Annotated in this window: 23 protein-coding genes; 9 read left to right on the top strand and 14 right to left on the bottom strand. The window is 52.0% G+C overall.

The genetic code is table 11. The features are described 5' to 3' along the window. Positions 1-28: 28 nt before the first annotated feature. Entirely contained in the window at positions 29-1,261 is a 1,233-nt protein-coding gene (gene wecC, locus ACFO3I_RS16645; protein WP_377335910.1) for a UDP-N-acetyl-D-mannosamine dehydrogenase, read from the bottom strand. A 179-nt stretch (positions 1,262-1,440) separates the two neighbouring features. Between wecC and ACFO3I_RS16640 the strand changes: the two genes are divergently transcribed. Then, positions 1,441-2,172 (top strand): hypothetical protein, encoded by a 732-nt coding sequence (locus ACFO3I_RS16640; protein ID WP_377335908.1) that lies wholly within the window; start codon positions 1,441-1,443, stop codon positions 2,170-2,172. A 31-nt stretch (positions 2,173-2,203) separates the two neighbouring features. Here ACFO3I_RS16640 and ACFO3I_RS16635 read toward each other — a convergent pair whose 3' ends face one another. Beyond that, positions 2,204-3,247 (bottom strand): Leu/Phe/Val dehydrogenase, encoded by a 1,044-nt coding sequence (locus ACFO3I_RS16635; protein ID WP_377335906.1) that lies wholly within the window; start codon positions 3,245-3,247, stop codon positions 2,204-2,206. A gap of 212 nt (positions 3,248-3,459) precedes the next feature. On the opposite strand from ACFO3I_RS16635, the gene ACFO3I_RS16630 reads away from it, so the two are divergent. Then, a complete protein-coding gene (locus ACFO3I_RS16630) occupies positions 3,460-3,882 on the top strand; it encodes a DUF4826 family protein (RefSeq protein ID WP_377335904.1) in 423 nt (140 codons plus the stop codon). Between the two features lie 73 nt (positions 3,883-3,955). On the opposite strand, the gene ACFO3I_RS16625 is transcribed toward ACFO3I_RS16630, so the two are convergent. The 5 genes from ACFO3I_RS16625 to ACFO3I_RS16605 form a co-directional block, all read right to left on the bottom strand. Next, positions 3,956-5,110 carry a ribosomal protein uL16 3-hydroxylase gene (locus ACFO3I_RS16625; RefSeq protein ID WP_377335902.1) on the bottom strand — a complete coding sequence of 385 codons (1,155 nt, stop codon included), beginning with the start codon at positions 5,108-5,110 and terminating at the stop codon, positions 3,956-3,958. Between the two features lie 62 nt (positions 5,111-5,172). Next, positions 5,173-6,543, bottom strand: coding sequence for an adenylosuccinate lyase (gene purB, locus ACFO3I_RS16620; RefSeq protein WP_377335900.1), 1,371 nt, complete (start codon positions 6,541-6,543; stop codon positions 5,173-5,175). Positions 6,544-6,554: 11 nt separating this feature from the next. Continuing rightward, complete coding sequence (hflD, locus tag ACFO3I_RS16615; protein ID WP_377335898.1) at positions 6,555-7,190, bottom strand: high frequency lysogenization protein HflD; 636 nt, start codon at positions 7,188-7,190, stop codon at positions 6,555-6,557. 3 nt (positions 7,191-7,193) lie between these two features. Next, positions 7,194-8,294, bottom strand: coding sequence for a tRNA 2-thiouridine(34) synthase MnmA (gene mnmA / locus ACFO3I_RS16610; protein WP_377335896.1), 1,101 nt, complete (start codon positions 8,292-8,294; stop codon positions 7,194-7,196). A gap of 68 nt (positions 8,295-8,362) precedes the next feature. Then, positions 8,363-8,827, bottom strand: a complete 465-nt coding sequence (locus ACFO3I_RS16605; protein ID WP_377335894.1) for an NUDIX domain-containing protein — start codon at positions 8,825-8,827, stop codon at positions 8,363-8,365. 228 nt (positions 8,828-9,055) lie between these two features. Between ACFO3I_RS16605 and ACFO3I_RS16600 the strand changes: the two genes are divergently transcribed. Beyond that, positions 9,056-11,278, top strand: coding sequence for an NADP-dependent isocitrate dehydrogenase (locus tag ACFO3I_RS16600; RefSeq protein ID WP_377335892.1), 2,223 nt, complete (start codon positions 9,056-9,058; stop codon positions 11,276-11,278). Positions 11,279-11,353: 75 nt separating this feature from the next. Here the strand turns inward: ACFO3I_RS16600 and cspD are convergent, their stop codons facing one another. Continuing rightward, positions 11,354-11,569 (bottom strand): cold shock domain-containing protein CspD, encoded by a 216-nt coding sequence (cspD, locus tag ACFO3I_RS16595; protein ID WP_337840253.1) that lies wholly within the window; start codon positions 11,567-11,569, stop codon positions 11,354-11,356. A gap of 251 nt (positions 11,570-11,820) precedes the next feature. Here cspD and clpS point away from each other — a divergent pair, with 251 nt between their 5' ends. Both clpS and clpA read left to right on the top strand, forming a co-directional pair. Next, on the top strand, positions 11,821-12,141 hold the full coding sequence (clpS, locus tag ACFO3I_RS16590; RefSeq protein WP_377335889.1) for an ATP-dependent Clp protease adapter ClpS: 321 nt from the start codon (positions 11,821-11,823) through the stop codon (positions 12,139-12,141). 43 nt (positions 12,142-12,184) lie between these two features. Further along, complete coding sequence (gene clpA, locus ACFO3I_RS16585; protein ID WP_377335887.1) at positions 12,185-14,452, top strand: ATP-dependent Clp protease ATP-binding subunit ClpA; 2,268 nt, start codon at positions 12,185-12,187, stop codon at positions 14,450-14,452. A 59-nt stretch (positions 14,453-14,511) separates the two neighbouring features. Here the strand turns inward: clpA and infA are convergent, their stop codons facing one another. The 4 genes from infA to trxB form a co-directional block, all read right to left on the bottom strand. Further along, positions 14,512-14,730 (bottom strand): translation initiation factor IF-1, encoded by a 219-nt coding sequence (infA, locus tag ACFO3I_RS16580; RefSeq protein WP_008610216.1) that lies wholly within the window; start codon positions 14,728-14,730, stop codon positions 14,512-14,514. 96 nt (positions 14,731-14,826) lie between these two features. After that, positions 14,827-15,528, bottom strand: a complete 702-nt coding sequence (locus tag ACFO3I_RS16575) for an aspartate/glutamate leucyltransferase (protein WP_377335884.1) — start codon at positions 15,526-15,528, stop codon at positions 14,827-14,829. Continuing rightward, positions 15,521-16,243 carry a leucyl/phenylalanyl-tRNA--protein transferase gene (gene aat / locus ACFO3I_RS16570; protein ID WP_377335882.1) on the bottom strand — a complete coding sequence of 241 codons (723 nt, stop codon included), beginning with the start codon at positions 16,241-16,243 and terminating at the stop codon, positions 15,521-15,523. Before aat ends, ACFO3I_RS16575 begins: the two co-directional genes overlap by 8 nt. Positions 16,244-16,259: 16 nt before the next feature. Next, positions 16,260-17,216, bottom strand: coding sequence for a thioredoxin-disulfide reductase (trxB, locus tag ACFO3I_RS16565; protein WP_377335880.1), 957 nt, complete (start codon positions 17,214-17,216; stop codon positions 16,260-16,262). A 188-nt stretch (positions 17,217-17,404) separates the two neighbouring features. Here trxB and ACFO3I_RS16560 point away from each other — a divergent pair, with 188 nt between their 5' ends. Beyond that, positions 17,405-20,653: an ATP-binding protein gene (locus ACFO3I_RS16560; protein WP_377335878.1), complete on the top strand. Its 3,249-nt coding sequence runs from the start codon at positions 17,405-17,407 to the stop codon at positions 20,651-20,653. Between the two features lie 6 nt (positions 20,654-20,659). Here the strand turns inward: ACFO3I_RS16560 and trhA are convergent, their stop codons facing one another. After that, the gene (trhA, locus tag ACFO3I_RS16555) at positions 20,660-21,286 is read right to left on the bottom strand and encodes a PAQR family membrane homeostasis protein TrhA (RefSeq protein ID WP_377335876.1); all 627 of its coding nucleotides are present in this window, start codon (positions 21,284-21,286) and stop codon (positions 20,660-20,662) included. 133 nt (positions 21,287-21,419) lie between these two features. On the opposite strand from trhA, the gene ACFO3I_RS16550 reads away from it, so the two are divergent. Genes ACFO3I_RS16550 through ACFO3I_RS16540 form a run of 3 tightly spaced genes read left to right on the top strand, consistent with a single transcriptional unit; the run spans position 21,420 to position 24,197 of the window. Further along, complete coding sequence (locus tag ACFO3I_RS16550; RefSeq protein ID WP_377335874.1) at positions 21,420-22,661, top strand: glycosyltransferase; 1,242 nt, start codon at positions 21,420-21,422, stop codon at positions 22,659-22,661. Then, positions 22,658-23,422 carry a Nif3-like dinuclear metal center hexameric protein gene (locus ACFO3I_RS16545; RefSeq protein ID WP_377335872.1) on the top strand — a complete coding sequence of 255 codons (765 nt, stop codon included), beginning with the start codon at positions 22,658-22,660 and terminating at the stop codon, positions 23,420-23,422. Before ACFO3I_RS16550 ends, ACFO3I_RS16545 begins: the two co-directional genes overlap by 4 nt. A gap of 7 nt (positions 23,423-23,429) precedes the next feature. Continuing rightward, entirely contained in the window at positions 23,430-24,197 is a 768-nt protein-coding gene (locus ACFO3I_RS16540) for a methyltransferase domain-containing protein (protein WP_377335870.1), read from the top strand. Positions 24,198-24,470: 273 nt separating this feature from the next. Here the strand turns inward: ACFO3I_RS16540 and ACFO3I_RS16535 are convergent, their stop codons facing one another. Next, complete coding sequence (locus ACFO3I_RS16535) at positions 24,471-25,103, bottom strand: PilZ domain-containing protein (protein WP_377335868.1); 633 nt, start codon at positions 25,101-25,103, stop codon at positions 24,471-24,473. Positions 25,104-25,119: the final 16 nt, after the last annotated feature.

Here is a 25,119-nt window from a genome sequence, read left to right as displayed (position 1 = left end):
CGCCCTTTTGACAGAGTGAACAATTGGCTTAACCTGCGCTACGCAGTGGTCCCACCACGTTAATCAGGGTGTTTTTGCTGAAGTCCAGATCACCAAAGCCTTTGTGATTGACCAGGATCACGATGATGTCGGCTTTTAAGCCTTGTTCGACCGATACCAGTTCTACATTAGCCGCCAGCTTCGTCGTTTTCTCGACGTTCGGCTCGACCGCATAAATTTTACCTTGATAGGCTTCGGCTAAATCGTTGACGATATGCAGCGCCGGGCTTTCCCGTAAATCATCGATATCCGGCTTAAAGGCCAGACCAAAGCAGGCGACTGACGGTTTGTGCAGGCTGTGGTTGGCCACAGTCGACAGAATTTTTTGCAGTACCCACTGAGGTTTAAAGTCGTTCACTTCGCGGGCGGTGCGGATAATTTTGGCCTGCTCTGGCGCTGAGTGCACAATAAACCAAGGGTCAACCGCGATGCAGTGACCACCGACACCAGCCCCCGGCGTCAGAATGTTGACCCGCGGATGGCGGTTGGCCATTTTAATCAGTTCCCACACATTGATATTCAGCTCGTCACAAATCAGCGACAGCTCGTTAGCAAAAGCAATGTTGACGTCACGAAAGGCGTTTTCGGTCAGCTTGGACATTTCGGCGGTGCGGGCGTCACTGATCAGGCACTCGCCGGTAACAAAGGTCTGGTACAGCGCTTTGGCTTTTTCTGAACAGGCCGGGGTTAAGCCACCGACAATACGGTCGTTGGCGATCAGTTCATACACCACGCGGCCTGGCAGTACGCGCTCCGGGCAGTAGGCCACATGAATGTCCGGCTGAGCAGAGTCTGTCGGCACTGTCAGATCAGGACGGGCTTCGCTGATCCACTGACAGATTTTTTCGGTGGTGCCAACCGGGCTGGTCGATTCCAGTACCACCAGGTTGCCTTTTTGCAGTACTGGCGCAATCGACTTCACTGCCGCTTCGACATAAGTTAAATCCGGTGACAGATCATCAAAAAACGGGGTAGGGACCGCAATCATAAAGGCATCGGCCGGTACTGGGTTGGTCTGCGCTGATAAATAGCCACCTGTGACGGCCGCGTGCACCAGCATATCCAGTTCAGGTTCCACAATGTGGATTTTGCCCTGATTAATGGTATCGACAGCGTGTTGGTTCACATCAATACCTATGACGCGCAATTTGCGTGAGGCCAGCATAGCGGCTGTTGGTAAGCCGATATAACCCAAACCAATCACTGATACCGTTTGAAACATAGCGTTCTCCATTGACTTGCTATATAACCGAAAAAGTTAGCGTCATCTTAGCATAGCGCCGGTCAAGCCGAATCGGGCTGAGGGGGCCAGGCGATAAAAATTTTTCAGCAAAATAACAAACTTAGCTGAATGGCGCCTGAGCAGGTATGATGGCGGCAGGACAATTCGGGAGACCTGTCGTGAAGGACATACTGGAACCTTTTTTGTACCCGCATAACCTGTTTTTATGGGGCTTGTTGCTGGCCTGTGTTTGTTACCGGCGCAAAGGCCTGTGGTTGCTGTTTTTCTGGTTTTATCTGTCAGGCAATACTCTGGTGGCGAACCAGTTGCGTGACTGGTATCAAAGCCAGATCCAAAGCAGTCTGCCGGCAGGCTTTAGCGGCGATTATGTGCTGCTCGGCTGTGGTGGTAACGAACACAGTCTGCCCGATTGTGCCCGTAACCGTATTCTGCAGTTAGCCCGTATGCTCAATGCCCAGCAGCGCCCAGCGAAGGTGTATATGACCACCTTGCACTGTGGCCCGTATTTAAAGTTATTGCAGGAACAAAGCGCTTATGCCGAAGCCAGCTGCTTTGATGCAGGGCCCACTACGTACAACGAAATGGCGACGCTGGAAAAGAAGCTGGACCCGGCTCAGCACTACTTGATGATTAGCAGTGACTACCACGCGCTGCGGGTGGCGGCACTGGCCAGACAACATGGTATTCAGGCTCAGGTATTTGCGGCCTCCAGCAGCACCTTTCGACCAGTAAACTGCGGGTTAAACTGTCTGCTGACGGTGAATTTATCCAATTTTGATCTCTGGTCCAAACTCAGTGCCGAAGGCGCCAGCATGCTGGTGTATCACCTGACCAAGGGATGGACAGATTGGTATCAGCCAGTACCGGAAAATGCAAAAGGGCGGGAATAATCCCGCCCTTTTCTTTGCGCGCCCGGCGCTATTAACCGCGGGCGTTTCGGATAATTTCCTGAGCAATTAAGTCAGCCACTTCGTTGGTTGGCTTTTGTTCGCGTTCAGCCCGTTCAAACAGATTCAGCAGCGTATGGTAAATCTGGTTGACCTTGGCGGTTGATTCGTCGGCGTTGTAGCCTTCAGGGCGAATTTCCAGCGACACGTTGATAATGCCACCGGCGTTAATGACGTAGTCTGGTGCGTACAGAATGCCCATCTGACGCAGAATGTCCCCATGACGGCTTTCTTTCAGCTGGTTGTTGGCACAACCGGCAATAATTTTGCACTTCAGCTGAGGAATAGTCTGGTCGTTGATGGTGGCACCTAAAGCGCAAGGGGCGTAGATATCTGCCTGCTGGCTGTAGATTTCATCCAGACCCACAGCGGTCGCACCAAACTGAGCGACGGCGCGGGCGACTGAATCCGGGTTGATGTCAGTGACAATCAGTTTGGCGCCTTCGTTATGCAGATGTTCACACAAGTAAAAACCAACACTGCCTAAGCCCTGAACTGCAACCGTCAAACCTTCAACAGAGTCCAGCCCCAGTTTGTGTTTGACCGCGGCTTTAATGCCTTTGTAGCAGCCCAACGCGGTAAAAGGCGACGGGTTACCGCTGGCACCTTCTTTACCGGCGACATACGGCGTTTCTTTGCTGATCATCATGATGTCAGCTGTGGTGATGTTGACGTCTTCAGCGCTGATGTAGCGGCCGCTAACTGAATGCACAAACTGACCGAATTTACGGAACAGCGCTTCGGATTTGATTTTTTTCGCATCACCGATAATGACTGACTTGCCGCCACCCAAGGCTAAACCGGCCATAGCGTTTTTGTACGTCATGCCACGCGACAGGCGCAACACGTCCACCAGTGCTTCTTCGTCAGCCGCATAGTCCCACATCCGGCAGCCACCTGTGGCTGGGCCCAGGGCTGTGTTGTGGATGGCGATGATGGCTTTTAAGCCAGTGCTTTCATCACTACAGAACACCACTTGTTCATGGTTATCGAATTCAGGATGGTTAAATACTGCCACGTGGAGATCTCCGTTGGTTGTCTGGCGCCGCTTCTGTAGGGCTGGCGTCCGGTTTTTGCGCCGCGGAATGTACCATTTCAGCCGCGGCAACGCCATGTTTTCGCGAAAACAAAATCTGGTAAGACCAGGTGATTGTCGACAATCTGTCACAGGGCTTGATTGCTGGATTCGGCTCGCATAGAGTAACGGCACTTGAGTATAGGAAGTAAATCATGTCAAATCAGTCTGACGCTCAGCGCGACGAGCAAAACAGCGCCTGGGTGCGCCAACAATTTCAAAAAGCCAATCAACACCTTGCCGAAAAAGGCATTCTGCCTGACACAGTGGCTGTTTCTGAATCCCGTTATTTGCCGCCATTAATGGCCGTCTGGAAGATGAAAGCACAGGACCGGAAAGAATACTGGGTGATTAGTGGCGATTTACCAACCGATCATATGGCTCTGTCGGCAGCCAAAGATGCCCGCGAAGCAGTGCGGGCGTTTTCACTGCATTGGCAGCTGAAAGCTCAGCAAATTATGGATGCCGGTGGTCTGGATAAAACCAAAGTGGATTTTGCCAACCTGCTGGTGCACAGAGCCGAGGCTTTGTACGAACTGTTTGAGCGTGAAGACTTGTGGAACAAAGTCGCAGTGTAATGCTGAATGTACAGCATAAAAAAAGAGGCCTGTGGCCTCTTTTTTTGTCCTCACTGTTTTTATGTCCGAACTCTTATTCGGTAAAGTACCAGTAGCCTTTGTTGATCAGACTGGTCAGCAGTGCCAGCCGGCCTTCATCTTCAGCAAAGAATTTCCCGTCATCCATCGACAGGCTGATTTGTTCAGTCAGTTTTAGCACCGCGGCTTTTTCTGTGGTCGGCAACAGGTAACGCTCACCGTTGATAAACAGCTGAATATCGGCATCTGGGCTGCTTTGGTAATACAAAGTCCGTAAGCCACCCAGTTTGGTCAGTACCGAGCCTTCGTCCAGGTACTCTGCAATCTCATCATGCTGGTAGTGTGGGTCCGGCTCCGTGCTGTCCAGCTCATGTTTGGCATGGCTGATGTAAGTGCCAAACCATTGGCTGGTGAAGTCTTTGTCATCAATCATCGCACGTAGCATCTGCTGCACCTGAGCCAGATCCTGATCGCTGATGGCGCCTACAGATTCCGGCACAGAGCGGCCTGCGTCAGTAAAGCGCAGACCAGTCAGCTCATGGTCAATCAGGTGGTCGGCCAGGCCTGTGACTAAATCTTTCTGCGCCGGCGCACGGAAGCCAACTGAGTAGTTCAGTGACGGTTCGAGCGAAATGCCGTCATGCGGGCAGCCTGGCGGAATGTACAGAATGTCACCAGGTTCAGTGATCACATCGATGCAGTCTTTAAAGGGCGTGACTTGCAGCAAGCGTGGGTGAGGGCAGTGTTGCTGCAGTGAGCTGTCAGGCATGCCGACCCGCCAGTGACGACGGCCTAAACCCTGAATAATAAACACGTCGTATTGGTCCAGATGCGGGCCTACACCACCATCTTCAGTCGAAAAGCTGACCATCAGATCGTCAATACGCCAGTTGGGAATAAAGCGGAAGGGTTCAATTAGCGCCGCGCAATCCGGGTGCCAGTGGTCTACCGCTTGCACCAGCAAGGTCCAGCCACGGTCGCCAAATTCGTCAAAGTCTTCAAAAGGACCGGTTTCCAAGTCCCAAACGCCATTCTGCTTGCTGACGATACGGGATTCAATGTCTTCTTCGCCGGCCAGGCCGGCCAGTTCATCCGGACTGATCGGATCCTGAAAGTTTTTAAAGCCGCCTTTAATTAATAAAGGTTTTTTTTGCCAGTACTCGGCCAGAAACTGTGCTGGCGTGATGTCGTTGAGGTTCAGTTCAAACATAGCGTCATCCGAAGTAAAACAGGGCGATTGAATCGCCCTGTGGTAGTTAGCTGCTGTGCCTTTTAGTTCAGGCTGTCGACCAGTGCAATGGCGGCGCCAATATAGTTGTCTGGTCGAAGTTGTTTCAGTTCGGCTTTCACCGCGTCTGGCATTTCCAGCTTGTCGATAAAGACCGCCAGATCGGCAGGCGACACCCGCTTGCCACGTGTCAGCTCTTTTAATTTTTCGTATGGTTTTTCAATGCCGTATTTACGCATCACGGTCTGGATAGGTTCGGCCAGTAATTCCCAGTTGCCATCCAGCTCTGACAGCAGGTTGGCTTCGTTGACTTCCAGTTTGCTGATGCCTTTTAAGCTGGCATGGTAGGCAATCACGGTATAAGCAAAACCTACACCCAGGTTGCGAAGTACAGTCGAATCGGTCAGGTCACGCTGCCAGCGTGACACCGGCAGTTTGGCGGCCAGATGCTGGAAAATGGCGTTGGCCAGACCCAGGTTGCCTTCTGAGTTTTCAAAATCAATGGGGTTGACTTTGTGTGGCATGGTGGACGAGCCGATTTCACCGGCAATGGTGCGCTGCTTAAAGTGACCCAGCGCAATATAACCCCAAACGTCACGGTCGAAGTCCAGCAAAATGGTGTTGAAACGAGCGATGGCGTCAAACAGCTCGGCGATGTAATCATGCGGTTCAATCTGGGTAGTGAACGGGTTCCAGCTTAAACCCAGGCTGGTGACAAACTGCTCGGAAAGTTGGTGCCAGTCCAGTTGTGGGTAAGCGGACAAGTGCGCGTTGTAGTTACCAACAGCGCCATTGATTTTACCCAGCACTTCGACGGCTGCGATTTGGTCGCGTTGACGCTTCAAACGCATATAAACGTTGGCCATTTCTTTACCCAAAGTGGTCGGCGATGCTGGCTGGCCGTGGGTACGGGCCATCATAGGAATGGCTTTGTACTGCTGAGCTAACTGTTTAATTTCTTTCAGTAACTGATCGCAAAGTGGCAGTAAAACTTTATCGCGGGCTTCAGTCAGCATCAGGCCGTGTGACAGATTGTTGATGTCTTCTGAGGTACAGGCGAAGTGGATAAACTCGCTGACTGCGGCCAGTTCCGGGTGGTCTGCCACTTTTTCTTTCAGCAGGTATTCGACGGCTTTGACGTCGTGGTTGGTGGTGCGCTCAATGTCTTTGACACGTTGAGCATCCGCCAGCGAAAAATTGTCGACAATCTGGTTCAGCACTGCATTGGCACTTTCTGACAACGCCGGCACTTCAGCAATACCTGCCGTTGCTGCCAGCTTTTGCAGCCAACGCACTTCCACCAGCACGCGGAATTTAATCAGACCGAATTCAGAGAAATACTCGCGTAATTCAGCCGCTTTGGCGCCGTAGCGGCCATCAACCGGGGAGATGGCGGTCAGTGCAGTTAATTCCATGGGGGCTCCTATCAGTGCATCGTCGAAAGTTGTTGTAAGACTGCTTTGGCTTCGGCCAAAATGGCTTTGCGTTTAAAAATAAAATGTAACCGGCTGCCGCCTGCCTGACGCCATAACACCGCCGAACGGATAGCCGCCAGCAATAAAGCGCGCACTTTGTGCTGCACCAGGTTTTGCTTTAACAGCTCAGGCTGGCCTGCCACCTGAATACGGGTGCCCAGCGAGCTGATGCATTCCACGTAAGTGTCCGCCAGCGAACCAATCACCGACTCATCGGTAATAGAGAAATGCTGCAGCTGTTGCTCCAGCCGGCTGAGCTTTTTACCCAGTTGTTCCAGGTTGGCCGGTGTTTTGTTTAACTTGCGTTCCAATGCGATCACCGACACCACATAGCGGGTCAGCTCCACATCTTTTTTGCTGTTGTCACCCAGCTGCGACACCAAGGCCTGGTAGCCGTCTTTCAGATGCGCATAACTGCCGCCATACACATCCAGCGGGTCCTGCGGATTCAGGTTGGCCACAGTGTTCAGACTGTGATGTAAATCTGTGCTGGAAAGCTCAGAAGTGCGGGTGACTTTTTGTAACAGGCGCAGTGCCTGACAAATGCCGGCCAATGCCAATGTTTGATTTTGAATACTGTGCTGCATAGGTTATTGGATTGCTGAATGAATAATGCCGCCGCCAAGACAAACCTCGTCGGCGTAAAATACGGCGGATTGCCCTGGTGTGACCGCTTTTTGCGGTTCATCAAACACCACCACCACAGTACCGTCTGGCATTGGCGTCAGGCTGCAAGGAATATCGGTTTGACGGTAGCGGGTTTTTACCGTGCAGCGTAGCGGCGCTGCCGGGCCTGTCCGGTCAACCCAGTGCAGCTGATTCGCCACTAAACCTTTGGACTGCAGTGCCGGGTGGTCGTGGCCCTGAGCCACAATCAAGCGGTTATTGATTAAGTCTTTGCCAACTACGTACCACGGTTCGTCGCCGCCGTCTTTCTGCCCACCAATCAACAGGCCTTTACGTTGACCCAGGGTGTGGTACATCAGGCCTTCGTGTTGGCCAATCTTTTGGCCATCCACAGTGTAAATCTCGCCCGGCTGCGCTGGCAGGTAACGCTGCAGGAAATCTTTGAACTTGCGCTCACCGATAAAGCAGATACCAGTGCTGTCTTTTTTGTCGTGAGTGATCAGGCCCTGTTGTTCAGCAATAGCGCGTACCGCAGGTTTTTCCAGATGACCGACCGGAAACAGGGTTTGCGCCACATGTTCTTCGCCGATGGTGTACAGGAAATAACTCTGATCTTTGTTAGTGTCTAGCCCACGCAATAACTGCCAGTGACCATCCTGTTCGCGACGCTGCACATAGTGCCCTGTTGCGATATAGTCGGCGCCCAGCGCTTCGGCGGCGAACTCGAGAAATGCCTTAAATTTGATTTCCTTGTTGCACATAATATCGGGGTTTGGTGTGCGGCCGGCTTTGTATTCAGCCAGGAAATACTCGAATACATTGTCCCAGTATTCAGCGGCAAAATTGACTTTATGCAATTTGATGCCGAGTTTGTCACAGACAGCTTGGGCGTCTTTTAAGTCTTCGGCTGCTGAGCAGTATTCAGTGTCGTCGTCTTCTTCCCAGTTTTTCATAAACAGGCCTTCGACCTGATAGCCCTGTTGCAACAACAAATAAGCTGACACGGACGAATCAACGCCACCTGACATACCGACAATGACTTTTTTACTGCTGTTTTCCGACATGACTCTCTTTTCTGTACCGGGATAAAACGGGCGCGGATTATAACATCAAACTCTGTCAGACCACAGCCCTATAATGCCGCCAGCGGCAGCTGAATTGCCGATAAAGGCAACCAGCTTTGCTGAAAAAATTGCTCAGTGGCGTGCAGCACCAAAGGGCTGCGAAGCGGCAGTGCAGGGGCCTTTAGCTGCTCTGGGCTTAGCCAGTGCAGCGCCAGAATGTCGTTGTCTTGTGGCTGAAAGTGCGTTGGCAGTTTCGTTGGCATAAAGACAAAATTCAGCCGCACATAAAAGTGACCATTGCTGGCGTTTAGTTGAGAGATCCCCAGCCAGGCGCAAGGAGAAAGCGCAAGACCGGTTTCTTCATACAGCTCGCGCTCAACCGCTGCAATGACCGATTCTCCGGGTTCGACATGGCCGGCTGGTTGGTTCAGCACCCGCTGACCGGTGTTTTTGTCACGCTCTTCCACCAGTAAAAATTTGCCGTGGTAATACAGCACCGCAGCCACTGTTAAATGCAAAGAGGATCTGTCCATTAAGTTTCCAAACTGAAAAAAATGCCGGTCAGCACTTGGTTTTTTTCTGTGCTGGACTTACCTAGTCAGATAAGCAGCTTCGACTTCAGTCGAAGCTCGGCAGGCACGACTAGGCGCTGTCAGATTGCGCTGTTATACTCGGTCACCGCAAGTCTTTAATCGCGTTTAAAACAGCACAGATCTCAGGGTTCTTGCTACAAAAATATCGCTGTAACACCAGGAAGCACTATGACCACTTCAAAAATCATTTACACCATTACGGACGAAGCACCGGCGCTAGCGACTTATTCCCTGTTGCCAATTGTTCAGGCTTTTGCCAAAGCGGCAGATATTGCCATCGAGACTCAGGATATTTCTCTGGCTGGCCGCCTGCTGGCTCAGTTCCCTGAGCGTTTAACCGATGCGCAGCGTCAGAATGACGCCTTAACTGAATTAGGCGTGTTGGCGACCCAGCCTGAAGCCAATATCATCAAGCTGCCCAACATCAGTGCGTCCATTCCGCAATTAAAAGCCGCGATTAAAGAATTACAAGCCAAAGGCTATGATTTACCGGATTACCCGGAAGAAGCCAAAACTGACGCAGAAAAAGACGCCCGTGCCCGCTACGACCGCGTGAAAGGCAGTGCGGTAAACCCGGTGCTGCGTGAAGGTAACTCTGACCGTCGCGCACCCGCGTCAGTGAAAGCCTATGCCCGTAAAAACCCACATTCGATGGGCGCCTGGAGCAAAGAGTCAAAATCTCATGTATCCCATATGAGTCATGGTGATTTTTATGGTAGCGAGAAATCCGTCACAGTGGCAGAAGCCGGTGCCGCGCGCATCGAATTGACTACCATTGCCGGTGACGTCAAAGTATTGAAAGATAAAGTCAGCCTGCAAGCGGGTGAAATTATCGATGCTTCGACCATGAGCAAAAACGCACTGCGAGCCTTTTTAGCTGAGCAGGTTGCGGATGCCAAGGCCAAAGGCGTGCTGTTCTCTGTGCACTTAAAAGCCACCATGATGAAAGTGTCAGACCCCATTTTGTTTGGTCATGTGGTGACCACCTTCTTTGCTGAGGTCTTCGCCAAGCATGCGGCTACATTCGCAGAGTTAGGGATCGACGCTAACAACGGTCTGGGTGATGTCTACAGCAAAATTGCGGCCTTACCTGCGGACAAAAAAGCGGAAATTGAAGCTGATATTCAGGCCGTGTATGCCACAGCGCCAGCACTGGCGATGGTCAACAGCGACAAAGGTATCACCAACCTGCACGTACCAAGCGATGTGATCATCGACGCCTCGATGCCGGCGGCTATCCGTACTTCAGGTCAGATGTGGAATACTGCAGGTAAACTGCAGGACACCAAGTTTGTGATCCCAGACCGCTGCTACGCTGGTGTCTACCAGGAAACTATCAGTTTCTGTAAAGAACATGGCGCATTCGACCCACGCACCATGGGCTCAGTACCCAACGTCGGTTTGATGGCGCAAAAAGCCGAAGAATACGGTTCACACGACAAAACCTTCCTGATCCCAGCAAACGGTACCGTCCGTGTGATGGATCAAAAAGGCACAGTGCTACTGGAACATAAAGTGGAGCAGGGCGATATCTGGCGTATGTGCCAGGTGAAAGACGCACCAATCCAGGACTGGGTGAAATTGGCCGTCAACCGTTCACGTCTGAGTGGCACACCGGCGGTGTTCTGGCTGGATAAAAACCGAGCTCACGATGCGCAGCTGATTGCCAAAGTCGAGCAGTATTTACAGCAGCACGATACTGCAGGTCTGGATATTCAAATTCTGTCACCGGAAGAGGCAACCCGTCACAGCCTGGTGCGGATGAAAGCCGGTCTGGACACTATTTCTGTCACTGGTAACGTACTGCGTGACTATCTGACTGACTTATTCCCAATCCTGGAGCTGGGCACCAGCGCCAAGATGTTGTCTATCGTACCGCTGATGAATGGCGGTGGCTTGTTTGAAACGGGTGCTGGCGGTTCTGCGCCTAAGCATGTTGAGCAGTTTGTGGAAGAAAACCACCTGCGTTGGGATTCATTAGGTGAGTTCCTGGCGCTGGCCGCTTCTCTGGAGCATTTAAGCCAGGTCGCGGGCAATCCGAAGGCTCAGGTGCTGGCGGATACGCTGGATCAGGCAACAGCCAAGTTCCTTGACAACGACAAATCGCCAACCCGTAAACTGGGTCAGCTGGATAACCGTGGCAGCCATTTCTTCCTGGCGCAGTACTGGGCTCAGGCGCTGGCTGCACAAAGCAAGGACAGCGCACTGGCTGCCAAGTTTGCGCCACTGGCCGCAGCATTAACTGACAACGAAGCCACTATTGTGACTGAACTGAATACAGTGCAGGGCAAAGCAGTGGATATCGGCGGTTACTACAAACCGGATGATGTGAAAGCTGCAGCTGCAATGCGTCCAAGCCAGACCTTTAACCAGGCACTGGCTGCGCTGTAAGGCAGACGGATAGACAGTAAAAAGCCGGGCTAGACCCGGCTTTTTAGTTTGGCTGCATGGCCTTGGGCTGGCGCATCAGGATTTTTGTTCGGGCAGTACAATATTGACTGCATGCAGACCTTTAGGTCCTTCCGACAGATCAAAAACAACATCCTGACCAGCTTTCAGCGTACGGTAGCCATCCATGTTTATGGTCGAATAATGAGCAAAGATGTCCTCATCACGGCCATCTTCACGAATAAACCCAAATCCTTTGGCATTATTAAACCACTTCACTTTACCGGTAGCCATACTACTTCCTTCTCTAAGTTAGCTCAATTCTGTATTCTTGGCGGTGCGTCCTAAGGAGCCGCGCTGGACTCCATCAAATACTGTAGATAATTTGTTCATCTAGTCAAGTTTTTTACCAAAAGCCAAAGAAAGGCTTGCGTCACTTTTGACGGTGTTTATGCTTGAGAAAGCAGACATTTGTCGCCATTAACAACCATGCAGTATTTCTGCATCTTCCCTTGGAAGCTTGATACAGGCATAGCTATAGTTTTATGAGTGGTTCAAAAGAAAACAACGTTACAGACTACGGAGTGGTGGAAAAAACGCGGCAGCAGCTGCAACCACCCTCGATGTACAAAGTCATACTGCACAATGATGACTACACACCGATGGATTTTGTCATCGACGTACTGACACGCTTTTTTAATATGCAGTATGAAAAAGCCAGCGAAATAATGCTGAAAGTGCATTATGAAGGCTTGGCGGTGTGTGGTTTATTTACTGCGGAGGTTGCAGAAACCAAAGTGCAACAAGTGTCAGATTACGCGAAAGAGCATGAGCATCCATTGTTGTGCACAATGGAGCGGGCCTGACGGCTGAAGGCAGTCATAACTCAGGTGGATTTGGGGGTGATGTATGTTAAATAAAGATCTTGAGTTAACGTTAAATCTGGCGTTTCGGTTTGCCCGTGAGCGTCGTCATGAGTTTATGACGGTAGAGCATCTGTTATTAGCCTTACTGGATAATCCGGCGGCTGGTGAAGCCTTGCGTTCCTGCGGTGCCAATATAGACCGCTTGCGTCAGGATTTAGCCCATTTTATTGACTCCACAACCCCGGTGTTACCCGAAGGTGATCTGGACCGGGATACGCAGCCGACCTTGGGTTTTCAACGCGTACTGCAACGTGCCGTGTTCCATGTGCAGTCGTCCGGTAAGTCAGAAGTCACAGGCGCCAACGTATTGGTGGCCATTTTCAGCGAACAAGAATCGCAAGCTGTCTATCTGCTGAAAAAGACCGATATCAGCCGGCTGGATATCGTCAATTACATTTCCCATGGTGTGATCAAAACCGAAAAAATTGAGCAGCAGGATGAACAGCAGGAAGACGGTGGCGATTCCACAATGGATGAACGCAGTTACCTGGAAAATTTTACTGCGAATCTGAATATTCAGGCGAAAAATGGCCAGATTGACCCGCTGGTTGGCCGTGACATGGAGCTGGAGCGGGCAATTCAGGTGCTGTGTCGCCGTAAAAAGAATAACCCCTTGCTGGTGGGCGAAGCCGGTGTTGGTAAAACGGCTATTGCCGAAGGCCTGGCCTACCGTATTGTGAATCAGCAAGTGCCGGACGTCATTGCCAATGCGACCATTTATTCGCTGGATATGGGCGCGTTACTGGCTGGCACCAAATACCGGGGTGACTTTGAAAAACGACTGAAATCCTTGCTGAAAGAAATTGAGCGGGAAAAAGATGCGGTGCTGTTTATTGATGAAATTCATACCGTGATTGGGGCAGGCGCAGCTTCCGGCGGGGTGATGGACGCGTCCAATCTTATCAAGCCCTTGCTCTCCAGTGGTCGTTTACGTTGTATAGGTTCCACTACTTATCAGGAATTTAAGAACATCTTTGAAAAAGACACCGCGCTGGTGCGGCGTTTTCAGAAAATTGATGTGGCTGAACCCAGTGTTGAAGACACCACCAAAATTTTGCTGGGCTTAAAAGAACGTTATGAGGCGCACCACAATGTGCGTTACACCCAAAAAGCCTTGCGCGCTGCGGCTGAGCTGTCGGCCAAGTACATTAACGAGCGGCATCTGCCGGATAAAGCCATTGATGTGATTGATGAAGCCGGTGCCAGTCAGCGTTTATTGCCAGAATCCAAACGCAAGAAAGTGATCAATGTGCCGGAAATTGAGCACATTATTGCCAAAATGGCGCGTATCCCTGAGAAGTCGGTGTCGGCGTCTGATCGGGATGTGCTGGCGAATTTGGATCGCAATCTGAAACTGGTGGTGTTTGGACAGGATGCGCCTATTGATGTGCTGACTGCTGCTATTCGTTTGTCGCGTTCTGGCCTTGGCAGTGAAGAAAAACCTATTGGGAATTTCCTGTTTGCCGGGCCTACTGGTGTTGGCAAAACTGAAGTCACCAAACAGCTCGCTAAAATTATGGGCGTCGAGCTGCTGCGCTTTGATATGTCCGAGTATATGGAACGTCATGCCGTTAGCCGTTTGATTGGTGCGCCTCCTGGTTATGTTGGCTTTGATCAAGGCGGCTTGCTGACCGATGCAGTCTCCAAACATCCGTATTCAGTGGTGCTGCTGGATGAAATTGAAAAAGCTCACAGCGATATTTACAACATTTTGCTGCAGGTGATGGATCATGGCACTTTAACCGACAACAGCGGCCGTAAAGTGGATTTCCGCAATGTTGTGCTGGTGATGACCACCAATGCAGGTGTGCAGGAAACGGTGCGTAAAACCATTGGCTTTAAACAGCAAGACCATAGCCATGATGCGTTGGCGGAAATTAACAGGACTTTCAGCCCGGAATTCCGTAACCGGCTGGACGGCATTATCTGGTTCCAGCATTTATCCAAAGACATCATTCTGCAAATTGTCGATAAATTTATCTGCGAATTGCAGGTGCAACTGGATAAAAAACAGGTGTCGCTGGAGCTCAGTGGCGCTGCGCGGCAATGGCTGGCCGATAAAGGCTATGACCAAGCCATGGGCGCCCGGCCTATGGCCAGAGTGATCCAGGAGCAGCTGAAGAAGCCATTGGCGAATGAGATCCTGTTCGGCCGCTTATCGCAGGGAGGGGATGTCCGGGTTGACCTGAAAGGCGACAATCTGGAGTTTGACTACCTGGTTGAAAGCCATTTGCTGGAGGCGAAAGCCTGATCCGCAGGAAATGACACGAAAAAAACCGGCCTTCAGCCGGTTTTTTTCGTTATACGCTGTTAGCGCTGACGGAAAACGATACGGCCTTTGGTCAGATCGTACGGGGTCAGTTCCACAGTGACTTTATCACCGGTCAGAATACGAATGTAGTTCTTGCGCATTTTGCCAGAAATGTGTGCGATCACCACGTGACCGTTTTCCAGCTCTACTTTGAACATAGTGTTTGGCAGGGTATCCAGAATGGTCCCTTGCATTTCAATTACGTCTTCTTTCGCCATCTAAGCGTGCCAGCCTCTTATAAAAATTCGTCAGGTCAAAAAACTGCCGCAGATTTTGCCGAAAACCACCGCATAAGTAAAGCAACAGAGGCAGATTTAACCGAAGTGTTGCCATTTTCCTTCAATAAAACGTTGTTGGGGGCGGAACTTGTCCTTGTAATTCATTTTGGTGCAGTCAGCGACATAGTAACCTAGATAGATGTACTGGATGGCCTCCTTTTGGCAGTGGTCAGCCAATGCAAGTACCGCCAGTTGGCCCAGGCTTAGTTTATGGGGCCACTGATAAAAGCTGTAGACGGCAGAACAAATGCCAAAGAGCTGATCCACCACTGTGACACCCACCAGCTCCTGCTGCAGGTATTGTTCAAGAAAGACAACCTGTTGCCACGCGCTTTGCCAGAGGTATCGCATCTGTTCCTGATTGGGCGGCCACATGCTGCCGTCGCGATGTTTGGATTCGATGTAGCGCTGGTAAAGTGGGTAATAACGCTGTTCATCTGGTGCCTGACTCAGGCGGTACGACCAGCCTGCGGCTTTTGCGCGTTGCCACAAACGACGTTGGGACCGGCTGAAACTGAATTCCTGCATATCCAGCCGAACCGACTGGCAAGCCCGGCACTGATCGCAGTAGGTGGTGTACAGCTGGTCACCGCTGCGGCGGAAGTTGTAACTGATCAGTTGCTGGTAAAGCGCCATGCTTATGGGTTGGTCGGGCAGGGTGAACAGCAAGCGTTCTTGCTGATCGAGCAGGTAATGGCATTGCTGCGGGTAACTGACACCCAGTTTCAGGTCACTCATACCACCACGACTCCGGTAATTCTGTGGCGGCCCAGCAGCCAGGGGCAAGTGAGTCTTGGCCGAGGTCAGACAGCCGTTGCAGGTAGTCAGCACGGCTGATGGTCGTGGCACCAAGTTGCTGTAGAAAAGGGTTCATTAACTGGCAGTCTATCCAGCCACCACCAAAACGTTGCAATTGGTACTGCAGCGCGCACAAAGCCACTTTGGCAGCGTTTGCTTCGCGGTTAAACATCGACTCACCACAAAACAGCAATCCTGTCTGTACACCATAGCAGCCACCAACCAGCTCGTCATCCCGCCAGACTTCCACCGAATGGGCCAGACCAGCCTGATGCAACTCCAGGTACGCCTGTTGCATCGGCGGTAAAATCCAGGTGCCAGCCTGGCTGGGGCGTGGCTCACTGCAGCCCTGGACCACGGCGGCAAAATGCTGATTAAGTAAAACCCGGTACTGGCTTTTGCTCAGTTGTTTTCGCAAGCTGCGGTTGATTTTTAGTGTGTCAGGTTCAAAGGTTGCACGAATGGATGGGCTCCACCACAACAAAGGATCGCCCTCGCTGAACCACGGGAAAATGCCTTGTTGATAAGCCTGTTGCAGACGGGGGACTGACAAGTCCCCGCCCATGGCGAGCAAGCCATCCGGTTCGGACAGGGCTCGGTCTGGAGATGGGAACTGACTGGGATCGGCGGACAACTCGGGAAGATAAATCACCATAGAGTCCGCCACTACCTTATTTACTTAATGCATCCAGATAACGCTCGGCATCCAATGCCGCCATACAACCACTGCCCGCAGAGGTAATGGCCTGACGGTAGATATGGTCGGCGACGTCGCCTGCAGCAAAAACGCCCTTAATGCTGGTCTGGGTTGCATTGCCTTCGGTACCGCTTTGGACTTTCAGGTAGCCGTTGTTCATTTCGAGCTGACCGGCAAAAATGTCGGTGTTGGGTTTGTGGCCAATGGCAATAAAGACTCCGGCAACAGCAACATCTTCTGAAGGCTGGCCGTTGGTTGATTTTAACCGCATTCCATTCACGCCCATATCATCGCCCAGCACTTCTTCCAGCTCGCGGTGCAGGTGAAGTTTAATGTTGCCGGATTCCACTTTGGCCATCAGGCGGTCAATCAGAATTTTTTCGGCTTTAAAGCTGTCACGACGGTGCACCAGGTGAACCTCTGCGGCGATATTGGACAGGTACAGCGCTTCTTCCACCGCTGTGTTGCCACCACCGATAACGGCAACTTTCTGATTGCGGTAAAAGAAACCATCACAGGTGGCGCAGGCGGATACACCGCGGCCACTGTAGGCCTGCTCAGACGGAAGCCCCAGGTATTTTGCCGAAGCACCAGTGGCTATGACCAACGCATCACAGCTGTATTGACCATTATCGCCTGTTAACAGGAAAGGGCGTTGCTGCAGGTTTACGGTATGGATATGGTCAAACAGAATTTCCGTATTAAAGGTTTCGGCATGGGCTTTCATCCGGTCCATCAGTGCCGGGCCGGTCAAACCGTGTGGGTCGCCCGGCCAGTTTTCCACTTCAGTAGTGGTGGTCAGCTGGCCACCGGCCTGCATGCCTGTCAGTAACACGGGTTGCAAATTGGCGCGTGCTGCGTACACGGCCGCTGTGTAGCCCGCAGGGCCTGAGCCTAAAATTAATAAACGGCTGTGTTTAATTTCCGACATGCTTTACTCCGCAATTCATGGATTTGCTTGCTTTATGGGGCCGATTCTAGGGGATTGCAATGCTCAGTGAAAGCAGATGGTCAGAATTTATGCCTCAAGACTGGGAAATCTGCGTTGCTATGGTATTGTTTCTTTACGACTTCTACTCTTTGTTGCTGATAGGGAATCAAGTTCGGATGGCGCCAGAATTGAATAAACTGCTCCGGATCCTATGGCTGCTCCCCCTGATAGTGTTTAGTGTCACCTTTAGCCTCAAGGCTGAAATGACCCGATTGATTGTGGATGATGGTTTGCCCAATACCAGTATTTACCAGATTCTGCAGGATGACGCAGGGTATATCTGGTTTGGGTCGACCAACACTGGCTTATTAAGGTATGACGGTGGCCGATTCGAAGCCTTTGATATTGGGCTGGCTTCTGCCTCTGGCCCTCGGACTGTGCCAGATATTGACGCCATGCTGCTGAGCGAAGACGAATTATGGCTTGGCACCTGGGGTATGGGGTTAAACCGGCTGACCATCAGCAACGGGTCAATACAGCATTACTCAACCGGAACAGATTCAGCCCTGGCGCTGCAGAGTAACTTTATTCAATCCCTCTATAAGGACTCACAAAAACGCCTCTGGATTGGTTCCCGGGATGGCTTACAGCGGCTGGATCCCGATGGCCGCCTGCACTCCATCGGTGGTATGGAACAAGAACTTCCGTTGGTCTCCCAGCGTGTTTGGGCGTTCAGCCAGAGTCCGGATGGCCGGGTATGGATAGCAACCAGCCAGGGACTGCATTGGTACAGTGATTCGGCAGGGCTGAGTGCTGCCGTACAGATCCCTGAATTAATAGCCACAGAAATCCGCGCTTTGCACCGGCAAGGCAACCTGCTGTGGGTGGTGGCCAGAAACCGACTGATCGCGCTGGACTCCCGCACTATGCATGCGGTGCAAATGCGTTTGCCTGATGATTTTCCGCTAATTAATGCCGTGATGGATGAACCTGACAGCCAGCGCTTACTGCTGGCCACCTTTGACGGTATCTACAGATTTGATACAAAAGATTTCCGCTTGATGCCGTTTGAACAAGGCGAGGTATTATTACCAGGCGTGAATGTACGCAGTCTGTTCATTGACCGCAGTGGAGTCTTGTGGGCTGGTAGTCGGGAAAAAGGCTTGTTCTACGGTCGTTACACTGAGTCAGCGTTCAGCAGTTTGCGACGCTGGGGGCCTGAACTGGCGGAGGTTGCTCAGAAAGTGCCAACCGCTGTGCTGGCAGAAAAATCCGACCTGTGGTTAGGAACCTCAGATGCTTTGTATCGTATCAATCGCCAGCACAAGGCGGTTCAGGCTTTTCCATTACAGAGCCGTGTCAATGCGATACGGCGTGATCAGCAGGGCCGACTTTGGGTTGGAACGGATACCGGGTTGTTGCAGGTGGATGAAGTACAGGGCCGCCTCTATCCATGGCAGGCACAGGCCGGGCAGATCCCTCCAATCTTACTGAATGTCAGGGATGTGCAGAGCTCTCTGGATGGCAGCCTTTGGTTGGGCTTGTGGCAGGGAGGGGTCGTACAAATTGCCGCGGATGGCCAGGCGAAACAATTCCTGAACAAAGAGCTTGAGCAGATCTTGGGTGATGCGGTTCAGAGTATGGAGATGATTGACCAGAAGCTTTGGATTGGCACCCGTTATTCTGGCACTTTTGTGTTGGATACCCGCAGCGGGCAGCTGCTGAGCCTGAAGCAGTACCTCAATCTGCCAGACAGTGAACAATACACCGATATCCAGTGCATCGCCAAAGGCCCGGGTCAAACGGTTCTGTTATGCAGTTCAGAGCAATTGCTGTTGGTTGATACAGAAAACAAACTGGTGACGGACCTTTCCGCTCAGTTCGGAAGCGCCGATGTCCCCTTGCTCGGTGCCTACACCGATGAGCTGCAAAATATCTGGTTGATGACATCGAAGGGACTGAAGCTTAAGAACATCAACAAAAATCAATTGGTGGTTTTCGGTCCGTCAGACGGACTGAACAATGATGAAATGTTGTTTAAAGTTTTGTCTGCGTCACCTGATGGCGAACTGTACTTCGGTACCTCTACCGGACTCGCCGTCGTCAAACCCGCTGAGCTGCAATTGAATCAACACGCACCTCAAGTCCGTATCAGTGAGATCCGTATAGGCACTAAGCAGCTGAAACCCAGCATTATGCAGGTAGCCTGGCCAGACCTTGTGCTTGAACCGGGGCAGGGGCTTGAGCTGAGGTTAACCAGTCTGGATTACCATGACCCGGCGCGGAACCAATACATTTATCGGCTCGAAGGGATGGACGCCGAATGGCAATACGGTCAGGGTCCGACGAAGGTGCTGTACCATCAGTTAGCTGCAGGAGAGTATCGTTTTGTCTTTCGTGGTTCGAACCAACATGGCCTGTTTACCCTTGAAGAGAGGGCTGTGCATATTCGGGTATTACCGCATTGGTGGCAACGCGTTGAGATCATTGCGCTGGCAGTTGGGCTGGTAGTACTGCTGATCATTGCCGTGCATGCCTACCGATTACGGCATATCCGTCAAATTAATAAGCTGCTGCAGCAATCGGTGCAAGAGCGCGCCAATACCCAACTCGCACTGGAAACAATGGTGACACAACGGACCAAACAACTGGAAGACAGTTCAGTGACCCTGTCGTTAAGGTCACGCCAGTTGGAACATAGCCTGGCGAAGCTGGCCGAAAATAATCATGAGTTGACTCGACTCAACCGGTTGAAAGACGAGTTTATCTCGACAGTCAGCCATGAGTTGCGGACGCCGCTAACCTCCATTCGCGGTGCTGTTGGCTTAGTGGCCTCAGGTGCGGTATTGCCATCGTCTGAACATTATCAGCAACTGTTGCAGACGGCGTTAGGAAACGCCGAGCGGCTGTCTAATTTGATCAATGATTTACTTGATGTGCAGAAATTTGAATCTGGTCATTTTCAATTACATCAGCGGCAGTTGGATTTAGCCAGTTTGGTTGAAGATGCGGTGGCTGCATTAACCCCCTATGCCAATGAATACCAGATCCGCATCGACATGAAACTGCAGTCGTGCGTCGTGTTCGCCGATCCAAACCGTCTGACGCAGGTACTGGACAACTTACTGTCAAACGCCATTAAGTTTTCTGAGCCAGGTCAAGGTATCCGGATTGAGTTGTATGCCAAAGACACTAAAGCGCATTTGGAAGTGCAGGATGAGGGCTGTGGCATCAGCGATGAATTCCGCAGCAGGGTGTTTGAAAAATTCTCTCAGGCCGACAGTTCCAGCAGCCGCAAGGCTGAAGGCACAGGCCTAGGCCTGACTATTTGTAAAACCATTATTGAAGCCCACCACGGACAGATTGGTTTTTACAGCCAGACAGGCCAGGGCAGCACCTTTTGGTTTGAACTGGCTCTGGCCGAATCTGCCGAATAAAGCGGCTTAGAGCACGTAGAGGTACACCGCCACAAAGTGGCAGAGGCTGCCTGCCAGCACAAACAGATGCCAGATCAGGTGGTGCATATACATGGATTTTCTGACGTAGAACAGCACACCAAGTGAGTAACAAAGGCCGCCGGCCAGCAACCACCACAAGCCGGCATTGCTGACCTGAGCCAGCATTGGGTCGAGTTTAACCAATATCAGCCAGCCCATCAGCAGATACATCGCCACGGATAATTTTTGTAGCTTGCCGGTGGTAAAGAGTTTGAGGATCACGCCAAGCAGGGCGATGGCCCAGACCACACCAAACAGCCACCAGCCGCCGTGTTCACGCAGACTAATCAGCGTAAAAGGGGTGTAAGTACCGGCGATCAGAATAAAGATGGCGCAGTGGTCGAGTTTGCGCAGCGTCAGTTTCCAGCTGTCTGTCTGGCAGGCGTGGTAGCAGGTGGAGCTGGCGTACAGCAGGCACAGACTCAGGCCAAACACCAAAGCGCTGGCCAATTGCCAGCCATCATGACTGGCCAGCAGCATCAACACTAAACCGGCGACACTGGCGGCAAAGCCCAACCCATGACTGATGCTGTGGCTTATTTCTTCTACTTTACTGTATCTGGTGAGCTGCATGTGCTGTCCTTAAAAAGTCTGTGTGGATCCTAACACCGGACTGGTTGTGCCAGCCAGAGCTTTTCATCGGCGACAGCAGTCGTGCTTTTGAGCCGGACAAGGTAAACTGTGCGCTTTTTTACAGTGGTGACAGATGCAAACTCTGCTGGTACTTGGCTATGTCTGGCCGGAGCCGAATTCATCGGCAGCGGGCTGGCGTATGCTGGCCTTACTGAAACTGTTCCGGCAAAAAGGCTGGCGGGTTATTTTTGCCAGTCCGGCAGAGCCAGGTCCACACCGTGTCGATTTACCTTCGTTCGGCATTGAAGAGCAGCAGGTGCAGCTGAATGACAGTGGTCTGGAGCATCAACTGGCTGACTGGCAGCCGACCGTGGTGATGTTTGACCGTTTTATGCTGGAAGAACAATTTGGCTGGCGGGTGGCGAAAGTCTGCCCGCAAGCGTTGCGGTTGCTCGATACTGAAGATCTGCATTTTTTGCGTCAGGCCCGGCATCAGGCATTTAAGGCTGGCCGGCCAGTTTCCGCCACCGATTTACTGGGCGAAACTGCGCAGCGGGAGGTGGCGGCTATTTACCGCTGTGACCTTAGCCTGATTATTTCCGAGACCGAACTGCAGTTGCTGCAGCATCAATTTAGCCTGCCCGCCGCTTTGTTGCATTATTGCCCGTTTTGGTTTGAACAGTTCCCAACCGAATTGACTGACTTTGATTCTCGTCGCCACCTGGTGTTTATCGGCAACTTTCGTCATGAACCCAATTGGCAGACGGTGCTATGGCTGAAACGTTTGTGGCCGCAATTACGACAACGCCTGCCGCAGGCGGAACTGCATATCTATGGTGCCTATCCGCCGCCAAAAGCCAGCCAGTTACATGCACCTAAACAGGGGTTTCATATCAAAGGCTGGGCCGATGATTCAGCGCAGGTGCTGCGCGATGCGCGCTTGTTGCTGGCACCACTGCCGTTTGGTGCTGGGTTAAAAGGCAAACTGGTGGAAGCCATGCTGACAGGCACCCCCAGTATCACCACGCCAGTGGGGGCTGAGGGGATTGCCGGGTCCGACGACTGGCCAGGTGCAGTGGCTGAACAGGACCAACAACTGATTGAGGCTGTGGTTGCTTTGTATCAGGAGCGGGAGCTGTGGCGGCAGAAACAACAGTTGGGGTTGGTGGTCGCGCAGCAGCGTTTTGGGCCTGAGCAGGCCGAGCGGTTCTGGCAAGCCCTGATGCAGGTGCTGGAGAATTTGCCGGCACACCGGCTGCACAACTTTACCGGCGCTATGCTGAATTTGCATCATCAGCGCAGCACCCAATATATGGCGCAGTGGATAGAAGCCAAAACCAAACTTGCTGCGCTGCAACAGGAGAAGTCATCATGAGTTGTATTGGACGTACTGAGTTGTTGGCGTTAATTGAACAACAATTGCAGAGTCATCTAATTCGCGACTATTGCCCAAACGGCTTACAAGTCGAAGGCAAAGCCGAAATCCGCCGGATTGTCGCCGGTGTCACCGCGTCGCAGGCGTTATTGGATAAAGCGGTTGAGCTGAGCGCGGATGCCGTGTTGGTGCATCACGGTTACTTCTGGAAAAACGAAACTCCGCAAATCACCGGCATGAAAAAACGCCGGCTGCAAACCCTGCTGCGCCACGACATCAACCTGCTGGCCTACCATTTACCGCTGGATGTGCACCCGGTGCTTGGCAACAATGCTCAGCTGGCGCAGAAACTTGGCCTGACGCAGTGGTCTGCGGTTGCGGCGGTGAGCCCAGCTGGTGTGTTAATGCAAGGGACGCTGACCGACGCCGTTCCGGCCGCCGCCATTGCCCACCGTCTGGAGCAGCAGCTGGGGCGCGGCGTGTTGCACAATGCTGTGCTAGACAGGCCCGTCCGCACTCTGGCCTGGTGTACTGGTGGCGGCCAGTCGTACATTGATGCCGCGTATGAAGCTGGCGCTGATCTGTTTATCAGCGGCGAAGTGTCTGAGCAGACCATCCACAGCTCAAGAGAACTTGGCATCGATTTTATCGCCGCAGGCCATCACGCGACGGAACGTTATGGTGTCGCCGCTTTGGCCGACTATATCGCCGCGCAAACCGGCATCAGTTGTCAGTTTATTGATATCGATAATCCGGCTTGAGGTCGTAGTGACAAAGAAAATCCATGATCAAAGCTTTGATGGCATCGCCGTCAAGTTTGCGAAAAATATCTATGAAACCAGCAAAGGCAAATTACGCCAGGCGGTGTTACTGCGTGACTTACTGGAACGACCTGAGCTGGCGTCAAACTGCCGGATCCTGGATGTCGGAGCCGGGCAGGGCCAGCTGGCGCTGGAACTGGCCAGTCGTGGCCACCAGCTGACACTGACGGACCTGTCGGCAGAGATGCTGGAGCTCGCTAAAGAGCGGGCAGCACAGCAACAGCTGCAGATCCAGTGCCACCAACTGCCTCTGCAACAACTGACGGCACAGGGCTGGCCGGCCTTTCCAGTGGTGTTATGCCATGCCGTATTGGAATGGCTGGAAGATCCGGCCGAAGCCATTGCTCAACTGCATCAGCTGGTGGAGCCCGGCGGCCTGGTGTCACTGATGTTCTATAACAAAGACGCCAAACGATTGAGCAATATTATTTATGGCAACTTTAACTATGTGCTGCGTGATTTAACCTACAAAAAGAAAGTCAGGTTAAGCCCGCAGAACCCACTGCAACCTCAACAGGTAGAGCTGTGGTGCCAGCAGGCCGGTTTTGACATTGTGCAAAAAACCGGCGTGCGTTGTTTTCACGATTACCTGAGAGACCGCTCAGAGCAAGAAACTGAGTACGAGCAGTTATTGCAGGTCGAACTGATGTTTAACCGGCAGGAACCTTATGCTTCACTTGGCCGCTATCAGCACTTGTTGCTGAGAGCTTTATAAATAAATGCGATAAATTCTCATTTGGGTGTTGATCGGGGCAAAATAACTGTTATGATAACTCACGTAATGCGAACGGTTATCATTTGCTTGGTTGGTGGGAGGTCTGCACTACTTCTCCAAACGGATTTGACCCAGCCAACGCCTGATGTAGTCTCTGCGCGTGTTACATGTTGTGACCCTGGGCAGCAGCAAGGTTCTGGTGCTGTTGCCAACTCAGTCTTTGCCCATCCAAAGACCACGTTCCTCGCCCGGCTTAACACGCCGGGCATTTTTTTATTGCCCGAACGACTCAGAATCCCGATACAGTTCTTGATAATACTGCCGGTGATTTTGAAAAAGATACTGCCGCAGGCGTTCCCTGTTGGCTTTAGTGGCATGGATACGGGTGGCCAGCAGTTGTCTGTCCTGACGCACGGCTTCAATCTGTAACTGAATTTTTTGACCATCTGGTAAGCGCAGGTGCAGCTGTTTTTGCGCAGCTAACAGACTGGCGGTTGCCTGACTGTCGCAGTGCAGTGCCAGCCCGGTGCTGGAGACTGACTGGATGCTGACATTATTGGCCAGACTGGCGTCATTGAGTTGCAGATCTTTGGGGTGCATCAGCCGCCAGCTGCGCTGCTGACCAGAGTGGTCTTCGACCTCCGGAATACCAAGCACGGGCAAGGGCTCACCGGCTTCGTTCAGGGAGATTTCCAGTGGAAACCACAGCTTGTAGGGGCCCACTTCGGCTAATAAGGTAAAGCTGGCTTTGCCGAGCAGGGTGCTGATGAGTTGTGGCACTTCGGAGGTAACAGACAGCATGTGGCTGATATGGCTCGGCCCTGACACTTCGATTTTTTCATCGCTGCTGAAGATCTCAGCGAAATAGCCTAACTCGTCACTGCTGAGCCCTCGGTCTCTGCTCATTCCCTTACCAGCTTTT

The sequence above is a fragment of the Rheinheimera marina genome (assembly GCF_042654345.1).
GTDB lineage: Bacteria > Pseudomonadota > Gammaproteobacteria > Enterobacterales > Alteromonadaceae > Pararheinheimera > Pararheinheimera marina.
Note: the sequence above shows the minus strand (reverse complement) of the source record. Positions and strands in the feature narration are given on the sequence as shown.

Bases quoted from the DNA above. Each gene is read 5' to 3' on its own strand.
- wecC (WP_377335910.1), bottom strand. From the start codon at position 1,261: ATGTTTCAAACGGTATCAGTGATTGGTTTGGGTTATATCGGCTTACCA.
- ACFO3I_RS16630 (WP_377335904.1), top strand. From the start codon at position 3,460: ATGTCAAATCAGTCTGACGCTCAGCGCGACGAGCAAAACAGCGCCTGG.
- ACFO3I_RS16625 (WP_377335902.1), bottom strand. From the start codon at position 5,110: ATGTTTGAACTGAACCTCAACGACATCACGCCAGCACAGTTTCTGGCC.
- purB (WP_377335900.1), bottom strand. From the start codon at position 6,543: ATGGAATTAACTGCACTGACCGCCATCTCCCCGGTTGATGGCCGCTAC.
- hflD (WP_377335898.1), bottom strand. From the start codon at position 7,190: ATGCAGCACAGTATTCAAAATCAAACATTGGCATTGGCCGGCATTTGT.
- mnmA (WP_377335896.1), bottom strand. From the start codon at position 8,294: ATGTCGGAAAACAGCAGTAAAAAAGTCATTGTCGGTATGTCAGGTGGC.
- ACFO3I_RS16605 (WP_377335894.1), bottom strand. From the start codon at position 8,827: ATGGACAGATCCTCTTTGCATTTAACAGTGGCTGCGGTGCTGTATTAC.
- ACFO3I_RS16600 (WP_377335892.1), top strand. From the start codon at position 9,056: ATGACCACTTCAAAAATCATTTACACCATTACGGACGAAGCACCGGCG.
- cspD (WP_337840253.1), bottom strand. From the start codon at position 11,569: ATGGCTACCGGTAAAGTGAAGTGGTTTAATAATGCCAAAGGATTTGGG.
- clpS (WP_377335889.1), top strand. From the start codon at position 11,821: ATGAGTGGTTCAAAAGAAAACAACGTTACAGACTACGGAGTGGTGGAA.
- clpA (WP_377335887.1), top strand. From the start codon at position 12,185: ATGTTAAATAAAGATCTTGAGTTAACGTTAAATCTGGCGTTTCGGTTT.
- infA (WP_008610216.1), bottom strand. From the start codon at position 14,730: ATGGCGAAAGAAGACGTAATTGAAATGCAAGGGACCATTCTGGATACC.
- ACFO3I_RS16575 (WP_377335884.1), bottom strand. From the start codon at position 15,528: ATGAGTGACCTGAAACTGGGTGTCAGTTACCCGCAGCAATGCCATTAC.
- aat (WP_377335882.1), bottom strand. From the start codon at position 16,243: ATGGTGATTTATCTTCCCGAGTTGTCCGCCGATCCCAGTCAGTTCCCA.
- trxB (WP_377335880.1), bottom strand. From the start codon at position 17,216: ATGTCGGAAATTAAACACAGCCGTTTATTAATTTTAGGCTCAGGCCCT.
- trhA (WP_377335876.1), bottom strand. From the start codon at position 21,286: ATGCAGCTCACCAGATACAGTAAAGTAGAAGAAATAAGCCACAGCATC.
- ACFO3I_RS16550 (WP_377335874.1), top strand. From the start codon at position 21,420: ATGCAAACTCTGCTGGTACTTGGCTATGTCTGGCCGGAGCCGAATTCA.
- ACFO3I_RS16545 (WP_377335872.1), top strand. From the start codon at position 22,658: ATGAGTTGTATTGGACGTACTGAGTTGTTGGCGTTAATTGAACAACAA.
- ACFO3I_RS16535 (WP_377335868.1), bottom strand. From the start codon at position 25,103: ATGAGCAGAGACCGAGGGCTCAGCAGTGACGAGTTAGGCTATTTCGCT.